14 protein-coding genes are annotated in these 23,389 nt (G+C 65.5%); 2 read left to right on the top strand and 12 right to left on the bottom strand.

Going from position 1 to position 23,389, the window contains the following annotated elements:
* Nucleotide 1: 1 nt before the first annotated feature.
* From treZ to AAFG13_RS15440, 5 genes are read right to left on the bottom strand one after another with little or no spacing between them, the layout of a single operon-like run.
* Entirely contained in the window at nucleotides 2-1,756 is a 1,755-nt protein-coding gene (treZ, locus tag AAFG13_RS15460; RefSeq protein ID WP_342712526.1) for a malto-oligosyltrehalose trehalohydrolase, read from the bottom strand.
* On the bottom strand, nucleotides 1,753-3,825 hold the full coding sequence (gene glgX / locus AAFG13_RS15455) for a glycogen debranching protein GlgX (RefSeq protein ID WP_212310692.1): 2,073 nt from the start codon (nucleotides 3,823-3,825) through the stop codon (nucleotides 1,753-1,755). The genes treZ and glgX overlap by 4 nt, the downstream gene beginning before the upstream one ends.
* A gap of 3 nt (nucleotides 3,826-3,828) precedes the next feature.
* Nucleotides 3,829-5,976, bottom strand: a complete 2,148-nt coding sequence (glgB, locus tag AAFG13_RS15450) for a 1,4-alpha-glucan branching protein GlgB (RefSeq protein ID WP_342712525.1) — start codon at nucleotides 5,974-5,976, stop codon at nucleotides 3,829-3,831.
* A complete protein-coding gene (gene treS / locus AAFG13_RS15445; protein ID WP_212310690.1) occupies nucleotides 5,973-9,278 on the bottom strand; it encodes a maltose alpha-D-glucosyltransferase in 3,306 nt (1,101 codons plus the stop codon). Before treS ends, glgB begins: the two co-directional genes overlap by 4 nt.
* A gap of 10 nt (nucleotides 9,279-9,288) precedes the next feature.
* The gene (locus tag AAFG13_RS15440; RefSeq protein ID WP_342712524.1) at nucleotides 9,289-11,238 is read right to left on the bottom strand and encodes an alpha-1,4-glucan--maltose-1-phosphate maltosyltransferase; all 1,950 of its coding nucleotides are present in this window, start codon (nucleotides 11,236-11,238) and stop codon (nucleotides 9,289-9,291) included.
* A gap of 203 nt (nucleotides 11,239-11,441) precedes the next feature.
* On the opposite strand from AAFG13_RS15440, the gene malQ reads away from it, so the two are divergent.
* Nucleotides 11,442-13,388 carry a 4-alpha-glucanotransferase gene (gene malQ / locus AAFG13_RS15435; RefSeq protein ID WP_342712523.1) on the top strand — a complete coding sequence of 649 codons (1,947 nt, stop codon included), beginning with the start codon at nucleotides 11,442-11,444 and terminating at the stop codon, nucleotides 13,386-13,388.
* A gap of 17 nt (nucleotides 13,389-13,405) precedes the next feature.
* The gene (locus AAFG13_RS15430; RefSeq protein WP_212310687.1) at nucleotides 13,406-15,214 is read left to right on the top strand and encodes a glycoside hydrolase family 15 protein; all 1,809 of its coding nucleotides are present in this window, start codon (nucleotides 13,406-13,408) and stop codon (nucleotides 15,212-15,214) included.
* Between the two features lie 42 nt (nucleotides 15,215-15,256).
* On the opposite strand, the gene AAFG13_RS15425 is transcribed toward AAFG13_RS15430, so the two are convergent.
* From AAFG13_RS15425 to AAFG13_RS15395, 7 genes are all read right to left on the bottom strand, one after another.
* Complete coding sequence (locus AAFG13_RS15425; protein ID WP_342712522.1) at nucleotides 15,257-16,063, bottom strand: Cof-type HAD-IIB family hydrolase; 807 nt, start codon at nucleotides 16,061-16,063, stop codon at nucleotides 15,257-15,259.
* Nucleotides 16,060-16,584, bottom strand: a complete 525-nt coding sequence (locus AAFG13_RS15420; RefSeq protein WP_342712521.1) for a gluconokinase — start codon at nucleotides 16,582-16,584, stop codon at nucleotides 16,060-16,062. Before AAFG13_RS15420 ends, AAFG13_RS15425 begins: the two co-directional genes overlap by 4 nt.
* Nucleotides 16,585-16,602: 18 nt before the next feature.
* The gene (pgl, locus tag AAFG13_RS15415) at nucleotides 16,603-17,355 is read right to left on the bottom strand and encodes a 6-phosphogluconolactonase (RefSeq protein WP_342712520.1); all 753 of its coding nucleotides are present in this window, start codon (nucleotides 17,353-17,355) and stop codon (nucleotides 16,603-16,605) included.
* A 2-nt stretch (nucleotides 17,356-17,357) separates the two neighbouring features.
* Nucleotides 17,358-18,851: a glucose-6-phosphate dehydrogenase gene (zwf, locus tag AAFG13_RS15410; protein ID WP_342712519.1), complete on the bottom strand. Its 1,494-nt coding sequence runs from the start codon at nucleotides 18,849-18,851 to the stop codon at nucleotides 17,358-17,360.
* 20 nt (nucleotides 18,852-18,871) lie between these two features.
* Nucleotides 18,872-19,855: a phosphogluconate dehydrogenase (NAD(+)-dependent, decarboxylating) gene (gnd, locus tag AAFG13_RS15405; protein ID WP_212310683.1), complete on the bottom strand. Its 984-nt coding sequence runs from the start codon at nucleotides 19,853-19,855 to the stop codon at nucleotides 18,872-18,874.
* 12 nt (nucleotides 19,856-19,867) lie between these two features.
* Nucleotides 19,868-22,714, bottom strand: coding sequence for a bifunctional transaldolase/phosoglucose isomerase (locus AAFG13_RS15400; RefSeq protein WP_342712518.1), 2,847 nt, complete (start codon nucleotides 22,712-22,714; stop codon nucleotides 19,868-19,870).
* A gap of 218 nt (nucleotides 22,715-22,932) precedes the next feature.
* Nucleotides 22,933-23,379 (bottom strand): DsrE family protein, encoded by a 447-nt coding sequence (locus tag AAFG13_RS15395; RefSeq protein WP_342712517.1) that lies wholly within the window; start codon nucleotides 23,377-23,379, stop codon nucleotides 22,933-22,935.
* Nucleotides 23,380-23,389: the final 10 nt, after the last annotated feature.

The following is a 23,389-nucleotide window of genomic DNA, read 5'->3' as shown; positions in this document are numbered from 1 at the left end:
GCTATCCGATGTGCCAGCGCACCGCCCAGCCAGGGAGGTCGCTCGACAACGCGGCGCCCCAGATCGCAGTTCCCTTCGGTTCCGCTACGCCGGTGATATCCCGATCCGACAAATTGGCCGTGAGCCACAACGTGCGGCCGTCACCCATCCGCCAATGCGCGGTCAAGAGATCGCCCGTGACGCGGTCGCCGCCGAAGCGTGCCCCGATGAGCCGCGGCGTGATCTCGCGCCGGCGCAGGGCGAGCAGGTCGCGCACCAGCGTCAGTCGCGCGCGGGCGGGATCGTGGCCAAGCGTCGCCCAGTCGAGCACGGCCGATCGCACCGTCGCCTCGGCAAGTGGGTCGGGTATGTCGTCGCCATATTTGGCGTAGGCCCAGGCGAATTCCTTGCGCCGGCCGGCGCGGACGGCGTTGGCGAGGTCGCCCTTGAAGTCGCAGAAGAACGGGAAGGGCGTCGTTGCGCCCCATTCCTCGCCCATGAACAGCATCGGCGTGGTCGGCGCGATCAATGTGATCGCCAGCGCCGCCTCGATCGCCTCCGGCTTTGCGATGCTCTCGAGCCGATCGCCCAGCGGCCGGTTGCCGATCTGGTCGTGGTTCTGCAGAAAGTTGATGAAGCAGGTCGGCGACAGCGCACCGCTCGGCTCGCCGCGGACCTTGCCGCCCCAGAACTCGGAGACTTCGCCCTGATAGATGTAGCCGGACGACAGCGCGCGCGCGAGGTCCTGCTTCGGCGCGCGGTAGTCGCCGTAGTAGCCTTGGGTTTCTCCGGTCAGCAGCACATGCCAGGCGTGATGATAATCGTCGTTCCACTGGCCGCGGAATTTGCCGTGCGGCGGGTCCTCGGCGGCATCGAGCAGGCTTGCGATGTTGTCGCCGTTCTCGAGCACGAGGTTGATGTGCCGGCCGGTTTCCGTGGCGAGTTGGCCTGCGGCCTTGCTGAAGTCATGCAGGATGGAGATTTCGCCGGCTTCGACGATGGTGTTGACCGCGTCGAAGCGCAGCCCGTCGAACCGATAGTCGCGCAGCCAACTCACCACGCTGCCGATCGCAAACGTGCGCACCTCGGGCACGCGATAATCGATCGCGCTGCCCCATGGCGTATGTGCGTCGCTGAAGAAGGTGGGCGCATAGCGGCCGAGGTAATTCCCCTCGGGGCCGAAATGGTTGTAGACCACGTCGAGCATCACCATCAGCCCGCGCAGATGCGCTTCGTCGATCAGGGTCTTGAGGTCCTCGGGACGGCCGTAGGCGCTGTCGGGCGCATTCCAGAGCACGCCGTCATAGCCCCAGTTGCGCTCGCCTGCGAAATCCGCCAGCGGCATCAGTTCGAGCGCGGTGATGCCGGTTGCCACCAGATGATCGAGCTTGTCGATCATGGCGCGGTAGGTCCCCTCCGGCGTGAAGGTGCCGACATGAGCCTCGAGAATGACGGCCTCATGCCAGGGACGGCCGCGCCACCCGGTCGCGCGCCATTTGAAGGCCGAGTGATCGATCACCTCGCTCGGGCCGAACACGTCGTCCGGCTGGAACGCGGAGGCCGGGTCGGGCACGTCGACGTCGTCATCGATGCGGAATTTGTAACGCGTGCCGGCGCGCGCGCCTGCGATCTCGGCGACGTACCAGCCGGCGACATCGCGCGTGAGCGCGTGCGGCTTGTCGAGCAGGAGGTCGACGCGCTTGGCTGCCGGCGCCCAGAGCCGGAAGTGCGCGCCATCAGCGGTCAGTTCGGGCCCGAAGTGCCGCGCACTGCTCATGCGGAGCCTGCGAATGCCAGCACCGAACGAGGCGGTGCCGTGGTGTCGGCGCCGGCTGCAAATAGCTCGGCCGTTTGTTCTGCCTTGGTCGTGTTCAAGATCTGCTGCCAGCTCCTGTATTCCGCCATCCGCGGCATCCTGAACACGATCTCCTGCGGCGCGGCATTGAGCACGATAAAGATCGGCGCCTGGCCTTGTTCCATCGGCCCCAGCACGTAGGCGAGGAACCGGCTTTCCGGGAATTTCCAGTCGGACTCCTTCATTTCCTCCGCTGATGGCGTCAGCCAGATCACACCATAGCTGCCGTCGGCGCGGCGGCCGTCGAGCCAGCTCTGGCAGCGGATCTGGCCGAAGCGCTGGCGGAGCGCGGTGAGGTGACCGATGAAGGCGATGGCGTCGTCGTCCGTGCCGAGATTCTCCCAGCCGATCCAGCCGGTCTCATTGTCCTGGCAATAGGCGTTGTTGTTGCCGGCTTGGGTGTTGGCGACCTCGTCGCCGGCAAGGATCAGCGGCGTGCCCTGTGCGAGCAGCAGGCAGGCCAGCGCGTTCTTCCTGAGCTGGCGGCGCAGCGCGATGATGGCAGGATCATCGGTCGGGCCTTCATGGCCGCAATTGTTGCTGTGGTTGTCGTTGGAGCCGTCGCGATTGTCCTCGCCATTGGCCTCGTTGTGCTTCTCGTTGTAGCTGAAGAGATCGGCGAGCGTGAAGCCGTCATGCACCGTGATGTGGTTGACGCTGGCGCGGGTCGCGCGGTTGTCGTGGTGAAACAGGTCCGAGGACGCGGTCATACGGCCGGATATGTCGCCGATCAGGCTGCCTTCGCCGCTCCAGTAGCGCCGCATCGCGCTGCGATAGCGGTCGTTCCACTCCGACCATTGCGACGGAAACGCGCCGACCTGGTAGCCGCCGAGACCGAGATCCCAGGGCTCGGCGATCATCTTCACGGTCGCCAGCACCGGGTCCTGGCGGATCGCCGTGAGGAAGGGATGGTTGCGATCGAACCCGTTGGGTCCGCGCGCCAGGGTCGTGGCGAGGTCGAAGCGGAAGCCGTCGACATGGCAGACTTCGACCCAGTAGCGCAGCGAGTCCATCACCATCTGCAGCACGCGCGGATGGGTGAGGTTGACCGAGCTGCCGCAGCCGGTGAAGTCGTCATAGAAGCGCGGATTCTCGCGATTCAGCCAGTAGTAGGAGGCATTGTCGATGCCGCGGAAGCTCAGCGTCGGGCCCATATGGTTGCCCTCGGCGGTGTGGTTGTAGACGACGTCGAGCAGCACCTCGATGCCGGCATCGTGCAGCCGCGCCACCGTGGTGCGGAACGAGTCCAGCGCATTGTCCTGGGCGTAGCGCACCTCCGGCGCGAAGAAGGCGATGGTGTTGTAGCCCCAGTAATTCGACAGCTTCTTCTCGACCAGGACACGGTCGTCGATCAGGCCGTGGATCGGCAACAGCTCGATGGTGGTGACGCCGAGCCGCTTGAGGTGGTCGATCATCGCCGGCGACGACAGGCCGCCATAGGTGCCGCGCAGGTTCGGCGGCACGTCCTCGCGCTTCTGGGTCAGGCCCTTGACGTGGGCCTCGTAGATGATGGTGTCTTGCCAGGGAATGTGCGGCCGGATCTCGCGGCGGCCCCAGTTGAAGGTCTCGTCGACCACCACGGCCTTCGGCATGCCGCGGGCATTGTCGCGCCGGTCGAAGGAGAGATCCTCGCGCGCGCTGCCGGTGCGATAGGCGAAATGCGCATCGCTCCACACCAGCCGGCCGGCAAGTCGCTTGGCGTAGGGATCGAGCAGCAGCTTGTTGGCATTGAAGCGGTGGCCGCGCTCCGGTGCGTAGGGCCCGTAGACGCGATAGCCGTAAAGCTGGCCCGGCGAGACGTCGTTGAGGTAGCAGTGCCAGACATCCTCGGTGCGCTCCGGCATCTCGATCCGCTCGAGCTCGCGGCGGCCCTGGCCGTCGAACAGGCACAGCTCCACCTTCTCCGCATTCGCCGAGAACAGCGCAAAATTGGTGCCTCTGCCGTCCCAGCTTGCACCGAGCCGTGCGGACGTACCCCCGGTCAGTCGCATGGATCAGCTTTCCGGTACGAGAAAGATCGCTGCCAGCGGCGGAATGGTCAGGCTCAGCTCGGGCATGGCGCCCTCCGAGGCACGGACCTCGCCGATATTGCCGACATTGGTGCCGCCGTAATGGGAGGAATCCGAGTTGAACACCTCGTGCCACTTGCCCGCAAACGGCACCCGGACGCGATAGTTGCGGTAGACGTTGGGCGAGAAGTTCAGGACCACGAGGCAGCGGGCGCGCGCATCATTGCCCTTGCGGATCCAGCCGAACACATTGTTGCTGGCGTCGTCGGTGATGACCCATTCGAAGCCGGCCTGGTCGCAGTCGAGCTCGTGCAGCGCCGGCAGCGCGCGATAGAGCCGGTTGAGGTCGCGGACCAGGTTCTGGATGCCGCTATGCCTCGGCTGTTGCAGCAAATGCCAATCGATCGAGTGGTCGTGATTCCATTCGCGCTCCTGGCCGAACTCGCAGCCCATGAACATCAGCTTCTTGCCGGGATGCCCGAACATGAAGCTGTAATAGGCGCGCAGATTGGCGAAGCGCTGCCAGTCGTCGCCGGGCATGCGGCCGAGGATCGAGCGCTTGCCGTGCACGACCTCGTCGTGGGACAGCGGCAGGATGAAGTTCTCCGAGAAGGCGTAGTGCAGGCCGAACAGGATGTCGCCGTGATGGAATTTGCGGTGGATGGGATCCTTGCTGATATACTTCAGCGTGTCGTGCATCCAGCCCATGTTCCACTTGTAGCCGAAGCCGAGCCCGCCATATTCGACCGGCCGCGACACCTGCGGCCACGCGGTGGATTCCTCCGCCGCCGTCATCGCCTGTGGGAAGTGTGCGTAGAGTTCGGTGTTGAAGCGGCGCAGGAAATCGATCGCCTCGATGTTCTCCCGGCCGCCATATTTGTTCGGAATCCAGCCGCCGGCGGGACGGCTGTAGTCGAGATAGAGCATCGAGGCGACGGCATCGACGCGCAGCCCGTCGATGCCGTAGCGATCGAGCCAGAACAGCGCGTTCGACACCAGGAAGTTGGTGACCTCGGTGCGCCCGTAATTGTAGATCAGCGTGCCCCAATCGAGGTGACGGCCCTGCAACGGATTGGCGTGCTCGTAGAGTGCGGTGCCGTCGAAATTGCCGAGACCGTGCGGATCGTCGGGAAAATGCCCGGGAACCCAGTCGAGCAGCACGGCGAGGCCGGCGCCGTGGCAGGCGTCGATCAGCGCGGCGAAATCATCGGGCGAGCCGAAACGGCTGGTCGGGGCGAACATCCCGGTCGGCTGATAGCCCCAGGAGCCGTCGAACGGATGCTCGGTGATGGGCAGGAATTCGATATGGGTAAAGCCCATATCGCTGGCATAGGCGGGAAGCTGCTCCGCCATCTCGCGATAGGTCAGCCACTCATTGCGGCCCTTGCGCCGCCACGATCCGAGATGAACCTCGTAGATCGACATCGGCGAGCTCAGGGCGTTGACGCGATCGGGCGCCGGGCGCGGATGCGGGATCTTGCGCTCGTCGATCACGATCGAGGCGGTCTTCGGACGCACCTCGGCGGCGAACGCCAGCGGATCGGACTTCAGCGGCAAATGCTGGCCGTTGCGCCCGATGATCTCGAACTTGTAGTGATCGCCGACGCGCGCGCGTGGGATGAACAGCTCCCAATAGCCCGGGCCGCGCACCCGCATCGGATGCCGCCGTCCGTCCCAGAAATTGAAGTCGCCGACGACGCTGACCCGCCGCGCATTGGGCGCCAGCACCACGAAGCCGATGCCGTCGACGCCGTCGAGCGTCATCGGATGGGCGCCGAGCGTGTCGTAGACGCGCAGATGCGTCCCCTCGCCGAGCAGATAGAGGTCGAAATCGCTCAGGATCGGCGGAAAGCGGTAGGCATCCTCCAGTTCGACGACGTTGTCGCCGAAGCGGGCGCGGAGCTGGTAGCGCGTCGAGCCGTTCGGCAAGGGACCCGCGAACAGGCCGGCGTCATGGATTTTGGCCAGCGGCGCCGCCTCGCCATGCTCGCCGATCGCCTCGACATTGGAGGCATCAGGCAGGAAGGCGCGCACGACATTGCGATCCCCCTCGGCGTGAAGTCCGAGGTAGTGGAAGGGATCTGAATGGCGGCCCTCGATGATGGCATAGGCCTCGGCGGGCAATTTATTCATGCAACCTCATGCGGCTGTTGGGCCAGGAGTCTCAACAGGCCAGTCAGTGGGACGCGGAGCCAATCCGGCCGATTGGCCAGCTCATACTCGATCTCGTAGAAGGCTTTCTCAAGCAGGAAAAAGTTGAGCAGGCGATCGGCCGCCCTGGCGTCGGCGGGCCACAGCCGCTGGCCGGCCGTGGTCTCGCGATAGGCCGCGAGCAGGGCATCCGCGGCCTGGTCGCGCCATTCGGCCAAAGCGAGGCTCAGCCTGCCGCTCTCGTCGGGGGCGACCTTGAGGGCCCGTTCCAGCGCGACGGTCGCCGCATAATCGATCGAGCGGATCAGGCCGGCGACGTCGCGCGCCGGCGGCGCTCTGCGCCGCCGCTCTGCGATGGTGCGGCCCGGTCCGCCGTCGAAATCGATGATGAAGACGTCGTCCTTGACGACCAGCAACTGGCCGAGATGCAAATCGCCATGATGGCGGATGCTGAACCCGTCGGTCTCGCGCGGCAGCAGCGCCTTCAGCCGCTCCGGCAGCATGTCGTGCTGGGCTTGCAACTGATCGGCCAGCAGCCGGTCGGCCTCTTTCAGGGAGCCGCGCCGCTGCTTCAGCGTGTCGAACACGCGTTCGGCGCGGGCCATGATCTCGTCGCTCCAGCGCTGCAGGTCTTCGGGCCTGGTCGGTTCGGGCGCGAAATCCGGCAGGTCGCGGTTGCTGGCGAGCGCGATGTGCAGCTCGGCGAGGCGCTTTCCGCTGTGCGACAGGTGGCGCAGATAAGTCGCATGATCACCGTTCTCATCGGGATTTTCGCTCGCCGCCAACAGGCGCTGCCGCTCGACGAGGCGATCGAGGTGGGCAGCGGCCACGGTCCAGAGGTCGCCCTGGTTGACCACCATGGCGTGCAGCACCGCGATCGCGCTGCGATTGTCACCCTCCACCAGTTCCGATGTGCCGAGCAATGCGGGTGTGTTGGGGAAATTGACTACTTCGGTGAGGAAGCGGCCCATCTCGATCTCCGGATTGATGCCGACCTCGAGCTTCCGGTAGATCTTGGTGACATACTCATTGTCGACCAGCGCGGTCGAATGCGGCTGATCGTTCTCGAAGACACGGATCCGCTCCGGCTGACGCACCGGGCGGTCGGAGAAGCGGCTGGTCGGCCGGAATTCGAGCTTCAGGCCCTGCTCGCCCTCGTCGACGGTGAGATTCTCCCTGAGATTGCGCAGGAACAGGCCGGTGAAGATCTGGTCGGTTGAGACATCGAGCAGCGTGCCCTCGCGCGCGCCCTGACGGATCGCGGCAAAGGCGCGCGGGTTGTAGCGCTCGCGGTCGAAGCGCACCCATTCGATCTGCATCGGCAGCACGTAGCGGCTGGTGGCGCCGCGCTCCGTGGTTTCGAAGAAGATCAGCCAGGGCCGGTTATCGCCGATGTCGCAGAACGGGACCGCGGACACCAGCGTCGGCTGGATCGCCTTCGGGGAATGCTCCGGGTACCAGCGCGAGCGGGCGAGATGGCCGGGCAGCACGTCATGCTCGAACACGCCGCGCTCCCGCGCCAGCGACGTCCAGGTCGAACCGAGCGGCACGACCAGTGTCTCGAACTCCGGCACCGCCCGCGGCTTCACCGGCTCGGACTTGTCGCGCTCCTGCAGCTGGAACCAGTAGAAGCCGTAAGGCGCCAGCGTGATCATGTAGGGCAGCTCGCCGATCGCCGGGAAGCGCGTGCGTCCGAGCATCTCGAGCGGAATGCGGTCCTTGAAGGCGGAAAGATCGAGCTCAGTCGCCTGCGCCGAGCGCGACAGATTCGCGACGCACAGGATCGCCTCGCCCTGATACTGCCGGACATAGGCGAGCACCGAGCGGTTCTCCGGGCGGATGAAGGTCATGGTGCCGCGCCCGAAGGCGAGCGTCGACTTGCGCACCGCGATCAGCCGTTTGGTCGCCGACAGCAGCGACGAGAGGCTGCGCGACTGCGCCTCGACATTGACGGCCTCATAGCCGTAGACCGGATCCATGATCATCGGCGCGTAGAGCCGCGCCGGGTCGGCGCGCGAGAAGCCGCCGTTGCGGTCCGGCGACCACTGCATCGGCGTCCGCACGCCGTTGCGGTCGCCGAGATAGATGTTGTCGCCCATGCCGATCTCGTCGCCGTAATAGATGATCGGCGTGCCCGGGAACGACAGCAAGAGCGAGTTCATCAGCTCGATCTTGCGCCGGTCATTGTCCATCAGCGGCGCAAGGCGGCGGCGGATGCCGACATTGATGCGGGCGCGCGGATCGTTGGCGTAGGTCGACCACAGATAGTCGCGCTCGACGTCGGTGACCATCTCCAGGGTCAGCTCGTCGTGATTGCGCAGGAACAGCGCCCACTGGGCGGCTGCCGGAATGTCGGGCGTCTGCCTGAGGATGTCGGTGATCGGAAAGCGGTCTTCCTGGGCGATCGCCATGTAGATGCGCGGCATCAGCGGGAAGTGATAGGCCATGTGGCATTCGTCGCCATGGCCGAAATATTCCTGCACGTCCTCCGGCCATTGATTGGCCTCGGCCAGCAGGATCTTGCCCTTGGCATAGGCGTCGAGCTCCTGGCGCAGCCGCTTGATGATGGCATGCGTCTCCGGCAGGTTCTCGTTGTTGGTGCCGTCGCGCTCGCAAAGATAGGGAATGGCGTCGAGCCGGAAGCCGTCGACGCCGGTGTCGAGCCAGCGCTTCATCACCTGCACGATGGCACGCACCACGCGGGGATTGTCGAAGTTCAAGTCCGGCTGGTGCGAGAAGAAGCGGTGCCAGTAGAACTGGCCGGCTTCCGGATCCCAGGTCCAGTTCGACTTTTCCGTGTCGGTGAAGATGATCCGCGTATCGAGGTATTTCTGGTCGGTGTCGCTCCAGACATACCAGCTGCGCGCGCTCGAATTCGGCGGGCTGCGGCGCGCGCGCTTGAACCAGGCGTGCTGGTCCGAGGTGTGATTGATGACGAGTTCGGTGATGACGCGCAAGCCGCGCTTCTTGGCCTCCTGGATGAAGCGCTTGAAGTCCTTCATCGTACCGAAGTCGGGATTGATGTCGCCATAGTCGCCGATGTCGTAGCCGTCGTCGCGGCCGGGCGAGGGATAGAACGGCAACAGCCACAGCGCGGTGACGCCGAGCTCCTGCAGATAGCCGAGTTTATCCGTCAGGCCTGCGAAGTCGCCGATGCCATCATTGTTGCTGTCGGCGAACGCCTTGACGTGCAGCTGGTAGATGATGGCGTCCTTGTACCACAGCTGGTCCGCGGTCTCGGTCGCGACCTTCTCCTGGCTATTGACGGAGGAGAATACGTTCATGACGGCTCCTTCAGGCGACACAGCGCAACAGCAACGCGGGATCGCGCGCAGGATCCAGACGCAGGCGGATGCCTTCCCATTCGAGCGCATGACGCTCGCCGGTGACGAGGTCTTCCACGGCCGTGACGGGGCGCCGGGCATCGCCAAGGCCGACCGTGACGTCGCCGAGCGGAAGCCAGACGTCGCGGGGCTCGGACGATAACGCAATCGCGGCCGCGATCACATTGCCCTGATCGGCCGCCGCCTTGACGAAGCCGATCACGCCGCCGTCATCGACATTGACAAAGCGCAGATTGGCGAATTGTTGCAGGGCTGGATTGCCGCGCCTGATTTGGTTGAGGGCCGCGACATAGGGCTTGATGTTCCCGGCCTGATCCCAGTCGCGAACCCTGACTTCGTATTTCTCGGAGTTGAGATACTCCTCGCGGCCGGGCACCGGCGTGTGCTCGAGCAATTCGAAGCCGCTGGTGATGCCGTAGTTGCTTGAAAGCGTCGCGGCCAGCGCGAGACGCGACTTGAACATCCAGGATTCGCCGCTTTGCAGGTGGAAGGGCAGGATGTCAGGTGTGTTGACGAATAAATTCGGCCGAAAGAAGTCGCGATCGGGATAGGATATCAACTCGCCGAGATACTGTTCGAGCTCGGAACGCTGCGTGCGCCAGGTGAAGTAAGTGTAGGACTGCGTGAAGCCGAGCTTGGCGAGACCCTTCATCAGTTTCGGCCGCGCGAACGCCTCCGAAAGGAACAGCACGTCCGGATCGCTGTCCTGCACCTCGCGGATCAGCCATTCCCAGAATGCCAGCGGCTTGGTGTGCGGATTGTCGACCCGGAAGATATTCACGCCCTGTTCGACCCAGAACAGCACGACATCGCGCAGCGCGCGCCATAGCGCGGCTGCGTCCTTGGATCCGAAATCCGGATTGACGACATCGTCCCAGCGCTGCGGCGGATGTTCGGCCGTGCGCATCGATCCGTCCGGACGCCGCTTGAACCACTCCGGATGCACCGTCAGCCAGGGATGATCGGGCGAGCATTGCACGGCGAAATCGAGCGCCACCTCGAGGCCATGGGCCTGGCATGCCGCCACGAAAGCGCGGAAGTCGTCGAGCGTGCCGAGCTCCGGATGCACGGCATCGTGGCCACCCTCGGCCGCACCGATCGCATAAGGGCTGCCGGGATCGCCTGGCTGCGCGATGGCGGCATTGTTGCGGCCCTTGCGATGGGTCCGCCCGATCGGGTGGATCGGCGCCAGCAGCACGACGTCGAAGCCCATCGCCGCGATATCGGGCAGCCGCGCGATGCATTCGTTGAAGGTCGCGTGCACGCCGGGTGTCTTGCCCTGGCTGCGCGGAAACATCTGGTACCAGGCGCCGCTGCGCGCCTGCGGCCGGTCCGCGGTGAGGGGATAGAGCTGCGATCGCACCAGGTCGCGGCGAAACTGGCTGGCGGCCATCGCCTCACGCAATTCGGGTGCGAGCAGCGCGCCGGGCTCGCCGGTTTGCAGGAAGATTTCGCACTGCCTGATGATGATTGCGGCCGCGGCCGGGCCACCGGCCTGCGCCCGGGTCAGCATGCCCGCGCCTTCGACCGCATCCAGCGTGTGGTCGCCGCCGTCGCGCTGCTTCTGCTCGAAGCGATGCCGCCAGCTGGCGAATTCGTCGGTCCAGGCCTCGATCGCGAAGCTGTAGCGGCCGGGCCGGTCGGGCACGAAGGCGCCGCCCCAGCGGTCGTCGCTGTGCGGCGTCATCGGCGCGTGTTGCCATTCGCCGTCGCCCTCATGCCGCCACACCAATGCCGCTGCGATCACATCATGTCCGTCACGATAGATGTCGGCCCACACCTCGACAGCTTCGCCCGCGATGCGCTTGACCGCAAAGCGGCCGCCATCAACCGACGGATAGACATCGGTAATATGAAAAGTGCTGTGGGCACTCTCGACAGGCCGGGCGGTTTTGTTCACGGTGATGCCGCCATTGAATAGGCAAATGAAGTCCCGGCGCCGGGAAGGAGGCACGCCAGACCCATATAGAAAGCCGCTCGCCGGGCAATGGTTCCCGGTGGGAACGCCGGATAGGGTAGAGCGTTGAACATCAACTATCCCTTTCCCGTATCTGTACAATTTAGCAACGATCCCAATACCGTTGCGAGCAAGCAGCGTGCCGAATGGACCTTTACGCCAAAGCCCAGACCCTGGGAATCCAGACCGAGTATATCGATGGTAGCGGTCACCGCCGTGTGACAACCCCCGAGGCGCTGACGGCGATCCTCGCGGCGCTGCCGCCCCAGACGCCGCGTCGGATGATCGCCGATCCCGTGGTCGTCAGAGGCGGCCATGGCGGACAGACGCAGCTCTCCGAGACGGCCCGGCTTCCGGTGCAATGGAAGCTCACCAACGGCACTGCGGTGCTCGCGCAAGGCGAGGCACATGAGCGGAGTGTGATGTGGCCGTCGGGCCTGCCCGAGGGCGTGCACCGGTTGCAGCTCAAGGACGCATCGGGCAGCGAGGAGCTGCCGCTTCTGGTGGCGCCGGACGGCGCATTCGGCGGCGCGTTCGACCGCTGCTGGGTGATCGCGGTCCAGCTCTATGGCGTGCGGTCGGCGCGCAACTGGGGCATCGGCGACTTCACCGATCTGCAGGGTCTGCTCGAATTCGCCCATCGGCTCGGCGCCGACGGCATCGGGCTCAATCCGCTGCATGCGCTGTTCGACGATCGGCCTGGCGATTGCAGCCCATACTCGCCGAACAGCCGGCTGTTCCTTAACGCGCTCTATGTGGACGTCGCGAAGATTCCCGAATTCCGCGCCGATGCCGAAACGCAAGCTGCGCTGGCGCAGCTCCGCAGCCGTGACATGGTCGATTATGTCGGTGTCGCGGCGCTGAAATGGCCCGCGCTGCGCGCGGCCTTCGCGGCCTTCAAGGCCAATCCCGGCCTCGGCCGCTGGCAGGATTTCGAGGCCTATCGCAAGGAGCAGGGCGTGCTGCTGTCGCGCTTCGCCTGCTTCGAGGTGATGCGGCACAAATTCAACACGCCGTGGTGGGAATGGCCGGACGAATGGCGGCAGCCCAACGATACGGCGTGCGCGAAATTGCGCCGGGCGCGCGACACCGCCACTGAGGTCGAATTCGTGGAATTCGTGCAATGGACCGCGGACCGGCAGCTCGGCGCCTGCCAGGCGCTCGCACACAAGCTCGGCATGCGGGTCGGGCTCTATCTCGACGTCGCCGTCGGCGTGCAGTCGGATGGCTTCGACGCGTGGAATGAGCAGACCGCGATCTCGCGTCATCTCGGCGTCGGCGCGCCGCCGGACCCGCTCAACACCGCGGGTCAGGACTGGGGGCTTGCCGGCTTCAACGCCGCGGGCCTCGAGCAGCGTTCGTTCGAGCCGTTCAGGCAGATGCTGCGCGCCTCGATGCACCATGCCGGCGCGATCAGGCTCGACCACGCCTTCGGGCTGAAGCGGCTCTATCTGGTGCCGCGCGGCTTCGGCCCGGCCAATGGCGCCTATGTGCTGATGCCGTTCGAGGCGCTGCTGGCGGCGACCGCGCAGGAGAGCGTTGCGAGCCGCTGCGTCGTGATCGGCGAGGACCTCGGCACCGTGCCTCCGGGCTTTCGCGAGCAGATGAACGGCTGGGGCATCTGGTCGTATCTCGTGATGATGTTCGAGACCGACGACCAGGGCGTGTTCCGCAACGCCGACTACTATCTGCCGAATGCGCTGGTGACGTTCAACACCCACGATCTCTCGACCTATGCCGGCTGGCGCTCGTTCAGCGACCTCAAGACCAAGCGCGCGCTCGGGATCGATCCCGGTGAGACCGACCAGGGGCGCTGGGATGCGCTCGGCCATCTCGACGACGTGCTGCACCGGCACGATATCCACCACAATGATTTCTATTCGGTGGTGAACTTCATGGCACGGACGCGGTCGCGGATGATGGCGGTCTCGATGGAGGATTTGCTTGGCATTGTCGAGCAGCCGAACATCCCCGGCACCGTCTACGAGCATCCGAACTGGAAACGGCGGCTGCCGGTCTCGATCGAGCATCTCGCGTCGGCGATCGACATCGACGCGCTCAAGCGTGCAACCCGCGAGCGGTCGCACGCCTGACAACGCGGAGCACGGCGGTGGCCTCTCGAATCGAAGACTATGGGCTGATCGGCGATTGCGAAACCGCAGCGCTGGTCGGTCGCGACGGCTCGATCGACTGGCTGTGCTGGCCGGCGTTCGATTCCGACGCCTGCTTCGCGGCGCTGCTCGGCACGTCGCGGAATGGCCGCTGGCTGCTGGCGCCCGCTGGCGAGATCAAGCGGATCTCCCGCCGCTATTGGGACGATACGCTAATCCTGGAGACTCGGTTCGAGACCGAGGACGGCGTGGTCGCGCTGATCGACTTCATGCCGCCGCGCGGCAATGCCTCCGACGTGGTCCGCCTGGTTCGCGGCATCAGCGGCCGCGTCAAGATGCACATGGAGCTGGTGATCCGCTTCGGCTTCGGCGTCGATGTTCCCTGGGTGAAGAAGAACCCGGACGGCGAGGGGCTGCTGGCGATCAGCGGACAGGACATGACCCTGCTGCGCACGCCAGTGAAGACATCGGGCAAGGACCTGACCACGATCGCCGATTTCGAGATCGGCGAGGGCGACACCGTGCCCTTTGTCCTGACCTACGGAGCGTCGTATCAGCCGGTGCCGGAGCCGATCGATCCCGAGGCCGCGCTGAAGGATACCGAGGACTATTGGAAGGAATGGTGCAGCCGTTCGACCTATGACGGCAGCTATCAGCGCAGCCTCGTGATGCGCTCGCTGATCACGCTGAAGGCACTGACCTTCAGGCCGACCGGCGGCATCGTCGCGGCCCCGACCACGTCGTTGCCGGAAAAGCTCGGCGGCGCGCGCAACTGGGATTACCGGTTCTGCTGGCTGCGCGACGCCACCTTCACGCTGCTGGCACTGATGAATTCGGGCTACACCGAGGAAGCGGCCGCCTGGCACAACTGGCTGCTGCGGGCCGCGGCCGGTGCTCCTGCCGACATGCAGATCATGTACGGCATCCTGGGGCAGCGGCGCCTCCTGGAATGGGAAGCCGGCTGGCTGCCCGGCTATGAGGGGGCGCAACCGGTCCGCGTCGGCAATGCCGCACATGCGCAGCTGCAACTCGACGTCTACGGCGAGTTGATCGACGCCTTCCACCAGTCCCGCATGGCCAAGCTGAAGCTCGATGATGAGAGCTGGTCGCTCGAATGCACCGTCGTCAGTCATCTCGCCGATGTCTGGGACCAGCCGGATCACGGCATCTGGGAGCGCCGCGGCACGCCCAGACACTACGTGTTCTCCAAGGTGATGTGCTGGGTCGCCTTCGACCGCGCCATCAAGAGCGCGGAGCGGTTCGGCTTCAAGGGGCCACTGGTCAAATGGCGGGTGCTGCGCGAGGCCATCCATCGCGACGTCTGCCGGCAGGGCTTCGATCCCGATCTCAACAGCTTCGTCGAGAGCTACGGGTCAAAGCTGCTCGACGCCAGCCTGCTGCTGCTGCCGTCGGTAGGCTTCCTGCCGCCGTCCGATCCGCGCATTCGCGGCACGATCGCTGCGGTCGAGCGGCACATGATCCGCGACGGATTCGTGCTGCGGCACGATCCGCGCGAGGTGTCTGACGAAATCCAGCCGATCGAGGGCGCGTTCCTGGCCTGCAGCCTCTGGCTCGCCGACGCCCATGTGCTGGCGGGAGATCTCGACAAGGCGCAAACCATGTTCGACCGCGTCGTCGCGGTCGCCAACGATCTCGGGCTGCTGGCGGAGGAGTTCGACTCGGGCGCCGGCCGGCAGACCGGCAACTTTCCGCAGGCACTGACTCATATCGCGCTGATCAACACGGCGCACAATCTCAGCGCCGCCAAGGCCGACGCCGAGAAGCCGGCGGTGCAGCGGTCGACCTGATCGTAGCCTTTGCTTTGCGCGCGATCTTTCTAGAAAGCCGCCTTAGCGGCCCATCGTCAGCACCGTTTCCATCGCGCGCGCGAAACCGTCGTGCTCGTTGGTTTCGGTGACATGCGTGGCGCGCGCCTTTACGTCATCGCTGGCATTGCCCATCGCGAACGAGACGCCGCTTTTCGCGAACATCGGCAGATCGTTCTGCATGTCGCCGATCGTGGCGACATTTTCGAGCGATATGCCGAGGCGTCTCGCGATGTCCTCGACGAAGGTGCCCTTGTCGTGGCCGGGCGGGGTGACGTCGAGATAGTAGGTCTGCGAGCGGACCGCGGTCGCATCATTGCCGACCATCTGCTGCATCTCCACCTCGCAGCGCTGCAGCAGAGGCGCATCCGAGCTCGCGCCGACGATCTTGCAGGCCTGGTCGAGATAGGGCGTGAAATCGCCGACGACGGTCGGATCATGCTTGATCGCGCGCTTTTCGTGCGCGTTGTACTCGCCGTCGGGATTGCGGGTCAGCCAGCGGTCGTTGGTGAACAGCCAGATATCGATGCCGCGCTCGCGGAGCAGGTCGATGCTGCGTTTGGCGACGGCGGCCGGGATCAAATGCTGCTCGATCGGCTTCAGTTGCGGATCGACGATCGAAGAGCCGTTGAAGGCGCCGATCGGCAGCGTGATCGCGAGCGGCGCGACCAGGAAACCCATCCCGATCGTCGGCCGGCTGGAGACGATGGTGAAGCCGATGCCGGCCTCGTGCAGTCTGCGCGCCGCGGTCAGGGCGCCGTCGGTCAGGGTCTTGTCCTTGGTGAGCAGCGTGCCGTCGACATCGGATACGACAAGGGCGATGCGGGTCATGGGCGGTCCAACTTCAGTTGACTGACGATGTCTTCGACGATGGTGTCGACCGAACGGTCGATCGCAACCGTGATCGGGCGTTCGTCGGGCGTCGGCGGCTCCAGCGTCTTGAACTGGCTGGCGAGGAGGCCCGGCGGCATGAAATGGTCCTTGCGCGCGGCCAGCCGTGTCGCGATCAGCTCCTCTGTGCCGTCGAGGAAGACGATGCGGATGTCGTCGCGGCCATGCACCAGGACGTCGCGATAGGCGCGCTTCAGCGCGGAGCAGGCGATGACGGCCCGTTCGCGGACGCCGCAGGTGCGGTCGATCTCATTGGCGATGGCGCGCAGCCAGGGCCAGCGATCCTCGTCGGTGAGCGGCTGGCCGGAATGCATCTTCGCGACATTGCTCGGCGGATGAAAGCTGTCGCCGTCCTCGAAGCGCCAGCCGATCCTGATCGCCAAGCGGTCGGCGATGGTGCTCTTGCCCGAGCCGGAGACGCCCATCACGACCAGTGCGCAGGGGTTTTGCCCGTCACCCAAGAAGGTCACCCAAGAAAATCATTTACGCAAGTCCCCCGGCAGCGCGGCCTGATCGATCAGCCAGACGGTTTCGCCCAGCGATCGCGCGCGGTTTGCCGGCAGGTTCTCGCCTGCGAACAGGCGCGTCAAGATCGCGCGCTTGTTTTCGCCCGCGACCTCGAACAGCATCTCGCGGCAGGAGGCGAGGGCAGGCAGGGTCAAGGAGACCCGCGGCACGAACGGCTCGACATTGGCCTTGGGCACCCCGACCACCCAGCGCTGGGTTTCCTCGACCGCGGGGAAGCCGGGAAACAGCGAGGCGGTGTGGCCATCGGGCCCGATGCCCATCAGCACGAGGTCGAACAGCGGCCGCTTCGGATCGAGCTGTTCGGCGCCGTAGAAGGCCATCAGCTCGTTCTCGTACAGCGCCGCACTGACGTCGGGATCCCTGAGATCGGCGGTGTCGGTTGCGATCGGATGGACATTCGCGGCCGGGGCGCAGCGGTCGAGGAAGGCCTGGCGCGCCATGCTCATATTGTGCAGTGGGTCCTTGCGCGGCACCAGGCGCTCATCGCCGATGAACCAGTCGATGCGATCCCACGGAATCCGCCGGCGATAGTCCGGTGTCGCCAGCAGCTGGTAGAGCGCCTTGGGGCTGGAGCCGCCGGTGAGGCACACTGCGATCCGGCCGCTGTTCTGGTCGATCCTGGCGATCATCCGTTCGGCGGCGGTCTTCGCCAGTGCGGCCGGATCGGCGACCGTGATGATCTTGCGCTCGCCGCTCGTGGTCATGGTCAGCCGAGCTTCCGCCAGCTGCGGCCGTCGCGCGTCAATAGCGCGTTGGCGGCCTCCGGACCTTCGCTACCGGCCTTGTAGGGTTGCAGACCGCGCCCGCCGGCAGTCTTCCAGGCGTCGAGGAAGGGCTGCACCGCCTGCCATCCGGCCTCGACGCTGTCGGCGCGTTGGAACAGCAGATTGTCGCCGATCATGCAGTCGTAGATCAGCGTCTCGTAGCCGGTCGATGGTTCGGCCTTGAAGTAGTCCTTGTAGCGGAACTTCATCTCGACGCCGTCGATGTTGATGGCCGGGCCAGGCACCTTGGTGTTGAACTGCAGCTCGATGCCTTCGGTCGGCTCGGTCGAGATGACCAGGTAGTTCTGCGACAGGCGGTCGACCGCGGTGTCGCGGAACATCGCGAACGGCGCCTGCTTGAACTTGATCGCGATCTCGGTGCGTTTGCTGGTCAGCGCCTTGCCGGTGCGCAGGTAGAATGGCACGCCGGCCCAGCGCCAATTGTCGATCGTCAGCTTCAGCGCGGCATAGGTCTCGGTCGAGCTGTCCGGCCTGACGTCCGGTGTCTTGAGATAGTCCTCGATCTCGGTGTCGCCGACCCGGCCGCCGCGATACTGGCCGCGCACCGAGTTGGACAGCGCCTCCTGCTCGCTCTGGATCTGGATCGCGCTCAGCACCTCGGCCTTCTCCGAGCGCACCGCATGGGCGTCGAAGCGCGCCGGCGGCTCCATCGTCACCAGCGACAGCAGCTGGAATAGATGGTTCGGCACCATGTCGCGCAGCGCGCCGGTGGCGTCGTAGAAACTGCCGCGATGGCCGACGCCGAGCTTCTCGTCGACGGTGATCTGGACGTGGTCGATATGGTTGCGATTCCAGATCGGTTCGAACATGCCGTTGGCAAAGCGCAGCACCAGGATGTTCTGGACGGTTTCCTTGCCGAGGTAATGGTCGATCCGGTAGATCTGATGCTCATCCATCAGCTTCAGCAGCGCGGCATTCAGCGCCCTGGCCGACGCCAGATCGGTGCCGAACGGCTTTTCGATGATCAGCCGCCGCCAGGCGCCGTTCTCCTCCAGCATGCCGGTGCGTTCGAGTTGCTCGCTGATCGGCAGGAAGGCGTTCGGGGGGGTCGCGAGATAGAACAGCCGGTTGCCGCCGGTGCCGCGCGCCGTCTCGAGCTTGTCGAGCCGTTCGTTCATGGCATCGAACGAAGCGGGATCTCTCGGATCGGCCTCGATCGAGGTGACGCATTCGAACAGCCGCTTCGCGATCGCCTCGTCCACTGGACGGGTCGCGAACTTGCGCAGCCCCTGCAGCAGGCTGTCGGTCAGCTGCTCGCTCGACATGCCCTTGCGGACGATGCCGACGACGCAGAACTTTTCCGGCAGGAGATTGCCGGCGGCGAGATTGTAGAGCGCCGGGACGACCAGCCGGTGTGTCAGGTCACCGGTGGCGCCGAAGATGATGAAGGAGCAAGGATCGGGTTTCTTCTGCACGTGACCTTCCGCGGTTCGTTTTAAGCCTTCTTCGGCGGCTCCTTGTGGCCGCCAAACCCTGCGCGCATCGCCGAGAGGATCTTCTCGGCGAAGGTGTGATCCTTGCGCGAACGGAAGCGGGTGTAGAGCGCCGCCGTCAGCACCTCGGCCGGCACCGCCTCGTCGACCGCGGCATTGACGGTCCAGCGGCCTTCGCCGGAATCCTCGACGAAGCCGGAATAATTGTCGAGCGTGTGGTTCTGCGCCAGCGCCGAGGCGGTGAGGTCGAGCAGCCAGGATGGGATCACGCTGCCGCGCCGCCAGACTTCGGCGATGTCGGCGATGTCGAGATCGAAGCGATGGTCGGGCGGCAGCGCCTCGATGTTGGCGTTCTTCAGGATGTCGAAGCCTTCGGCATAGGCCTGCATCAGGCCGTATTCGATGCCGTTGTGGATCATCTTGACGAAATGCCCCGCGCCGATCGGACCGGCGTGGATGTAGCCCTGTTCGATGCGCGGATCGCGACCGTCGCGGCCGGAGGTGCGCGGGATGTCGCCGATGCCGGGCGCCAGCGTCTTGAAGATCGGGTCGAGCCGGTCGACGACGGGTTTGTCGCCGCCGATCATCATGCAGTAGCCGCGCTCGATGCCCCAGATGCCGCCGCTGGTGCCGACATCGACATAATGCAGCCCACGCTCCCTGAGCGCCTTGCCGCGGCGGACGTCGTCCTGCCAGAAGGTGTTGCCGCCGTCGATGATGACGTCGCCGGGTTGCATCAGCTTCGACAGCGCCTCGATGGTGGCTTCGGTGATCTTGCCGGCCGGCAGCATCACCCAGGCGGTGCGTGGCGCTTCCAGCTTGAGGACGAAATCCTCCAGCGACGAGGAGCCGGTGGCATTGTCGGCGACCAGCGCCGCGACCGCCTTCGGATCCTTGTCGTAGACCACGGTGGTGTGACCCTGGGTCATCAGGCGGCGGACGATGTTGCCGCCCATCCGCCCGAGGCCGATCATGCCGAGTTGCATTGCTCGCCTCCGTCAGTTCAGTGCGGCCGAGATCGCGGCATCGAGTGCCGCAAGCCCGGAGGTGAGGTCGCCCTTGAGATGCACGCGCAGTGCCCGCCTGCCGCGCTCGGTGAGCACGTCGAAATCGCCGCGCGCCTGCGCCGCCTTGATCACGCCGAAGCTCGCCTTCTGGCCGGGCACGGCCAGGTCCTTGCTGTCGTCGGTCGTGACCTGCAGGAACACGCCGCTGTCGGGCCCGCCCTTGTAGGCCTGTCCGGTCGAATGGAGGAAGCGCGGGCCGAATTCGGCGCAGGTCGCAAGGTGTTTCGCATCGCGCACCTTCAGCCGCATCGCCTGCATGGCGTCGATGGTGTCGCCATCGCGCTCGATATAGGCGAGCAGGGCGACATAGTCGCTGCGGCCGGAGCGCGAGAGGTGGGCCTTGATCCAGGAATCGAGGTCGCCATTGGCGCCGGCCTTGCGGAGCTCCTCGGCGTTCTGCGCGTCGGTGTAGAGCTCGACGCCATCCGCCGACACCACCGGCCGCTCGGCCGGCAGCGATCCGGTCTTCTCGAACGCCGCCGTCAGCTCGCGCGTCTTGATCTTGGCAGCCTCGACGTCGGGCTGGTTGAACGGGTTGATGCCGAGGATGGAGCCTGCCACCGCGGTCGCGATCTCGAAGCGGAAGAACTCCTGGCCGATATGGTCGATCGACTTCATCACGATCCGGACCACGGGATGGCCGGCGGCCTCGAGCGCGGCGAGCTTGGCCTCATGCGCGGCGTCGTGCTCGCCCTCGGTGCGCAGGTCGAGGAAGAAGCGGTCGTTGCCGTAGACCGCGGCGTCGCCGATGGTCTCGCCCTCGATCGGGATCAGGCCCTTGCCGTCCTTGCCGGTCGATTCCGCGATCAGCTGCTCGGCCCAGGCGCCGAAATCGGCGACCTCGGGCGAGGCGAAGATCGTCACCTTGTCGCGGCCTTCGAGCCCGGCGATGCCCATCGCCAGCCCGAGCTGGACGCCCGGGTTTTCCTGCGGCGGCACGTCGGCGCCGCACGAGCGCACCATGGCTAGCGTATGGCCGAGCAGGCTGCGGACGTCGATGCCCGCGGCCGCCGCCGGCACCAGGCCGAACGGCGACAGCACGGAATAGCGGCCGCCGATTGCAGGGTCGCCGTAGAAGATGCGGGCAAAGCCCTGCTTGATCGCGACCTTCTGCAGCGACGAACCGGGATCGGTCACCGCGATGAAACGATGGCCGGCCTTGTCCTTGCCGATCGCCTTGGCCACCCGGTCGAAGAAATAGTCCTTCATCACGTTCGGCTCGGTGGTGCCGCCGGATTTGGAGGAGACGATGAACAGCGTCTTTGCGATGTCGACATACTCCTCCATCGCGCGCACCTGGGCCGGATCAGTGGAATCGAGCACGTGCAGCCGCGGGAAGCCGGACTTGTGCGGGAAGGTCTGGGCCAGCACCTCCGGCCCGAGGCTCGATCCGCCCATGCCGAGCACGACGGCGTCGGTGAAGTTCTGGCCCTTCACGCGCTTGGCGAAATCCTCATAGTCGGCGACGTCGGCGGTTGCAGCGCTGGTCAGCCAGCCCAGCCATTTGTCCTCGTCATCGCCGGTCCAGACCGACTTGTCCTTGTGCCAGAGCCTTCGGATCTTGGCCGATACGCGCCATTCCTCGGTGCTTTTCTCGACCGCCTTCTCGATACCGGCGCCGAGCGCCAGCTTCTGATGGTCGATGCCGCCGCCGAGCGAGGTCGCGCGCTTGTGGGCGACCGCGCCGTACAGCTTGTCGGCCGCGTCGGCGAACAGCTTGACGCCGTCCTTGACCAGCTCCTCGGTGATCGCATCGAGCGAGATGCCGGACTTCTCCAGCTCGTCCAGCACGTGGCGGGCGTCCTCGACATTCTCCTCGAGGCTGTCGCGGACCTTGCCGTGGTCGCGGAAGGCATCGAGGGTTGCCGGCGGCACGGTGTTGACGGTGTCGGGGCCGATCAGCTCCTCGACATAGAGCACGTCGCTGTAGTCCTTGTTCTTGGTGCCGGTCGAAGCCCACAGCAGCCGCTGCGGCTTGGCGCCCTTGGCCGTGAGCTTGTCCCAGCGCGGGCCGGAGAACAGGCGCTTGTAGTCCTGGTAGGCGAGCTTTGCATTGGCGATCGCGACCTTGCCCTTCAAGGCCGCGAGCCGCTCCTTCTCGGACGGGTCGTTGGCGCGTGCGATCTTCTCGTCGAGCTGCTTGTCGACGGCAGAGTCGATGCGGCTGACGAAGAAGCTGGCGACGCTTGCCACATGGGAGGGATCGCCGCCCTTGGCGACGTACTTCTCCAGGCCCTTGAGATAGGCTTCCGCGACCTGGCGATAGACCTTCTGCGAGAACAGCAGCGTGATGTTGATGCTGATGCCTTCGCCGATCAGGTACTCGACCGCCGGCAGGCCCTCCGGCGTCGCCGGCACCTTGACCATCAGGTTCTTGCGGTGGACGTCCTTCCAGAGCCGCTCGGCCTCCGCGATCGTGCCCTTGGTGTCCATCGCCAGATAGGGCGACACTTCGAGGCTGACGAAGCCGTCGCCGCCATGGCTCTGGTCGTAGACCGGGCGCAGCACGTCGGCGGCGTGCTGGATGTCCTCGACCGCGAGGTGTTCGAACAGGTCGGCGACCGAGCGGTCGCCCTTCTTGAGGGCCTTGCCGATCGCCCCGTCATACTCGTCCGAGCTGCCGATCGCCTTCTCGAAGATCGAGGGGTTGGACGTCACGCCTTTGACGCCGTCGGTCTCGATCAGCCGCTTCAGGTCGCCCTTGGCGACGAAGCCGCGGGCAAGGAAGTCCAGCCAGACGGCCTGGCGGTGATTTTCGAGTGCTTTGACGGGGTTCATGGGTGCCTGTTCTCGTTCGATCGAGGGTCGATTTTTGGGTTCCCGGGCAGCTTTCGGGGGCGGAGGCGGATTGTCAACATGACTGGGGGCCCGGGCGGAATATCAGCATTCCCAAGGGATAACGCCATTCACAACAGTTCGATCCCCTCGGACGCCGGTGCGAGCAGACCCTGATCTCGGCACATTTTTATGACGCGTTGCGGGCGCGCGGCCGCGCGTCAGGGCCGCAGGTAGAGGTAGCCCTGGGATTGCAGCTCGGCGAGGCGGACCACACCGCCGCGCTCGGCGGCGACGAAGCCCGGGAGCAGGTCGGCGAGGGTGATGTTCTGCGATTTCATGGTGTTGCCGCAGGCGACGAGTTCAATTCCGTCCGTCGTGAGCTGCCGGACATGCCTCGTCAGGTCGGGGTTGGCCGCCGCCGAACGAAACGCCTTCAGCGCCTGGCCGTGCACCACGAGTGCGATCGTCACATTGCCGGGGCCGACGCCGTCGAGATGGTTCTGGATGTTGCCGATCACGAAATTGACCTTGCCGAGGTCGTCGAGGTGATAGACCACCTTCAGCTTTCCCGGTGGTGGGGTCTCAGTGGCGGCGTTCGCCCGTGGCGCTGTAAAGGCAGCGCCGATCGCCGAGAGGGTGCCCCACAGGATGCTGCGTCGGTGCATGGCGTCCCTC

This window comes from Bradyrhizobium sp. B124 (genome assembly GCF_038967635.1).
GTDB lineage: Bacteria > Pseudomonadota > Alphaproteobacteria > Rhizobiales > Xanthobacteraceae > Bradyrhizobium.
This window is presented reverse-complemented; position numbering and strand designations above follow the sequence as displayed.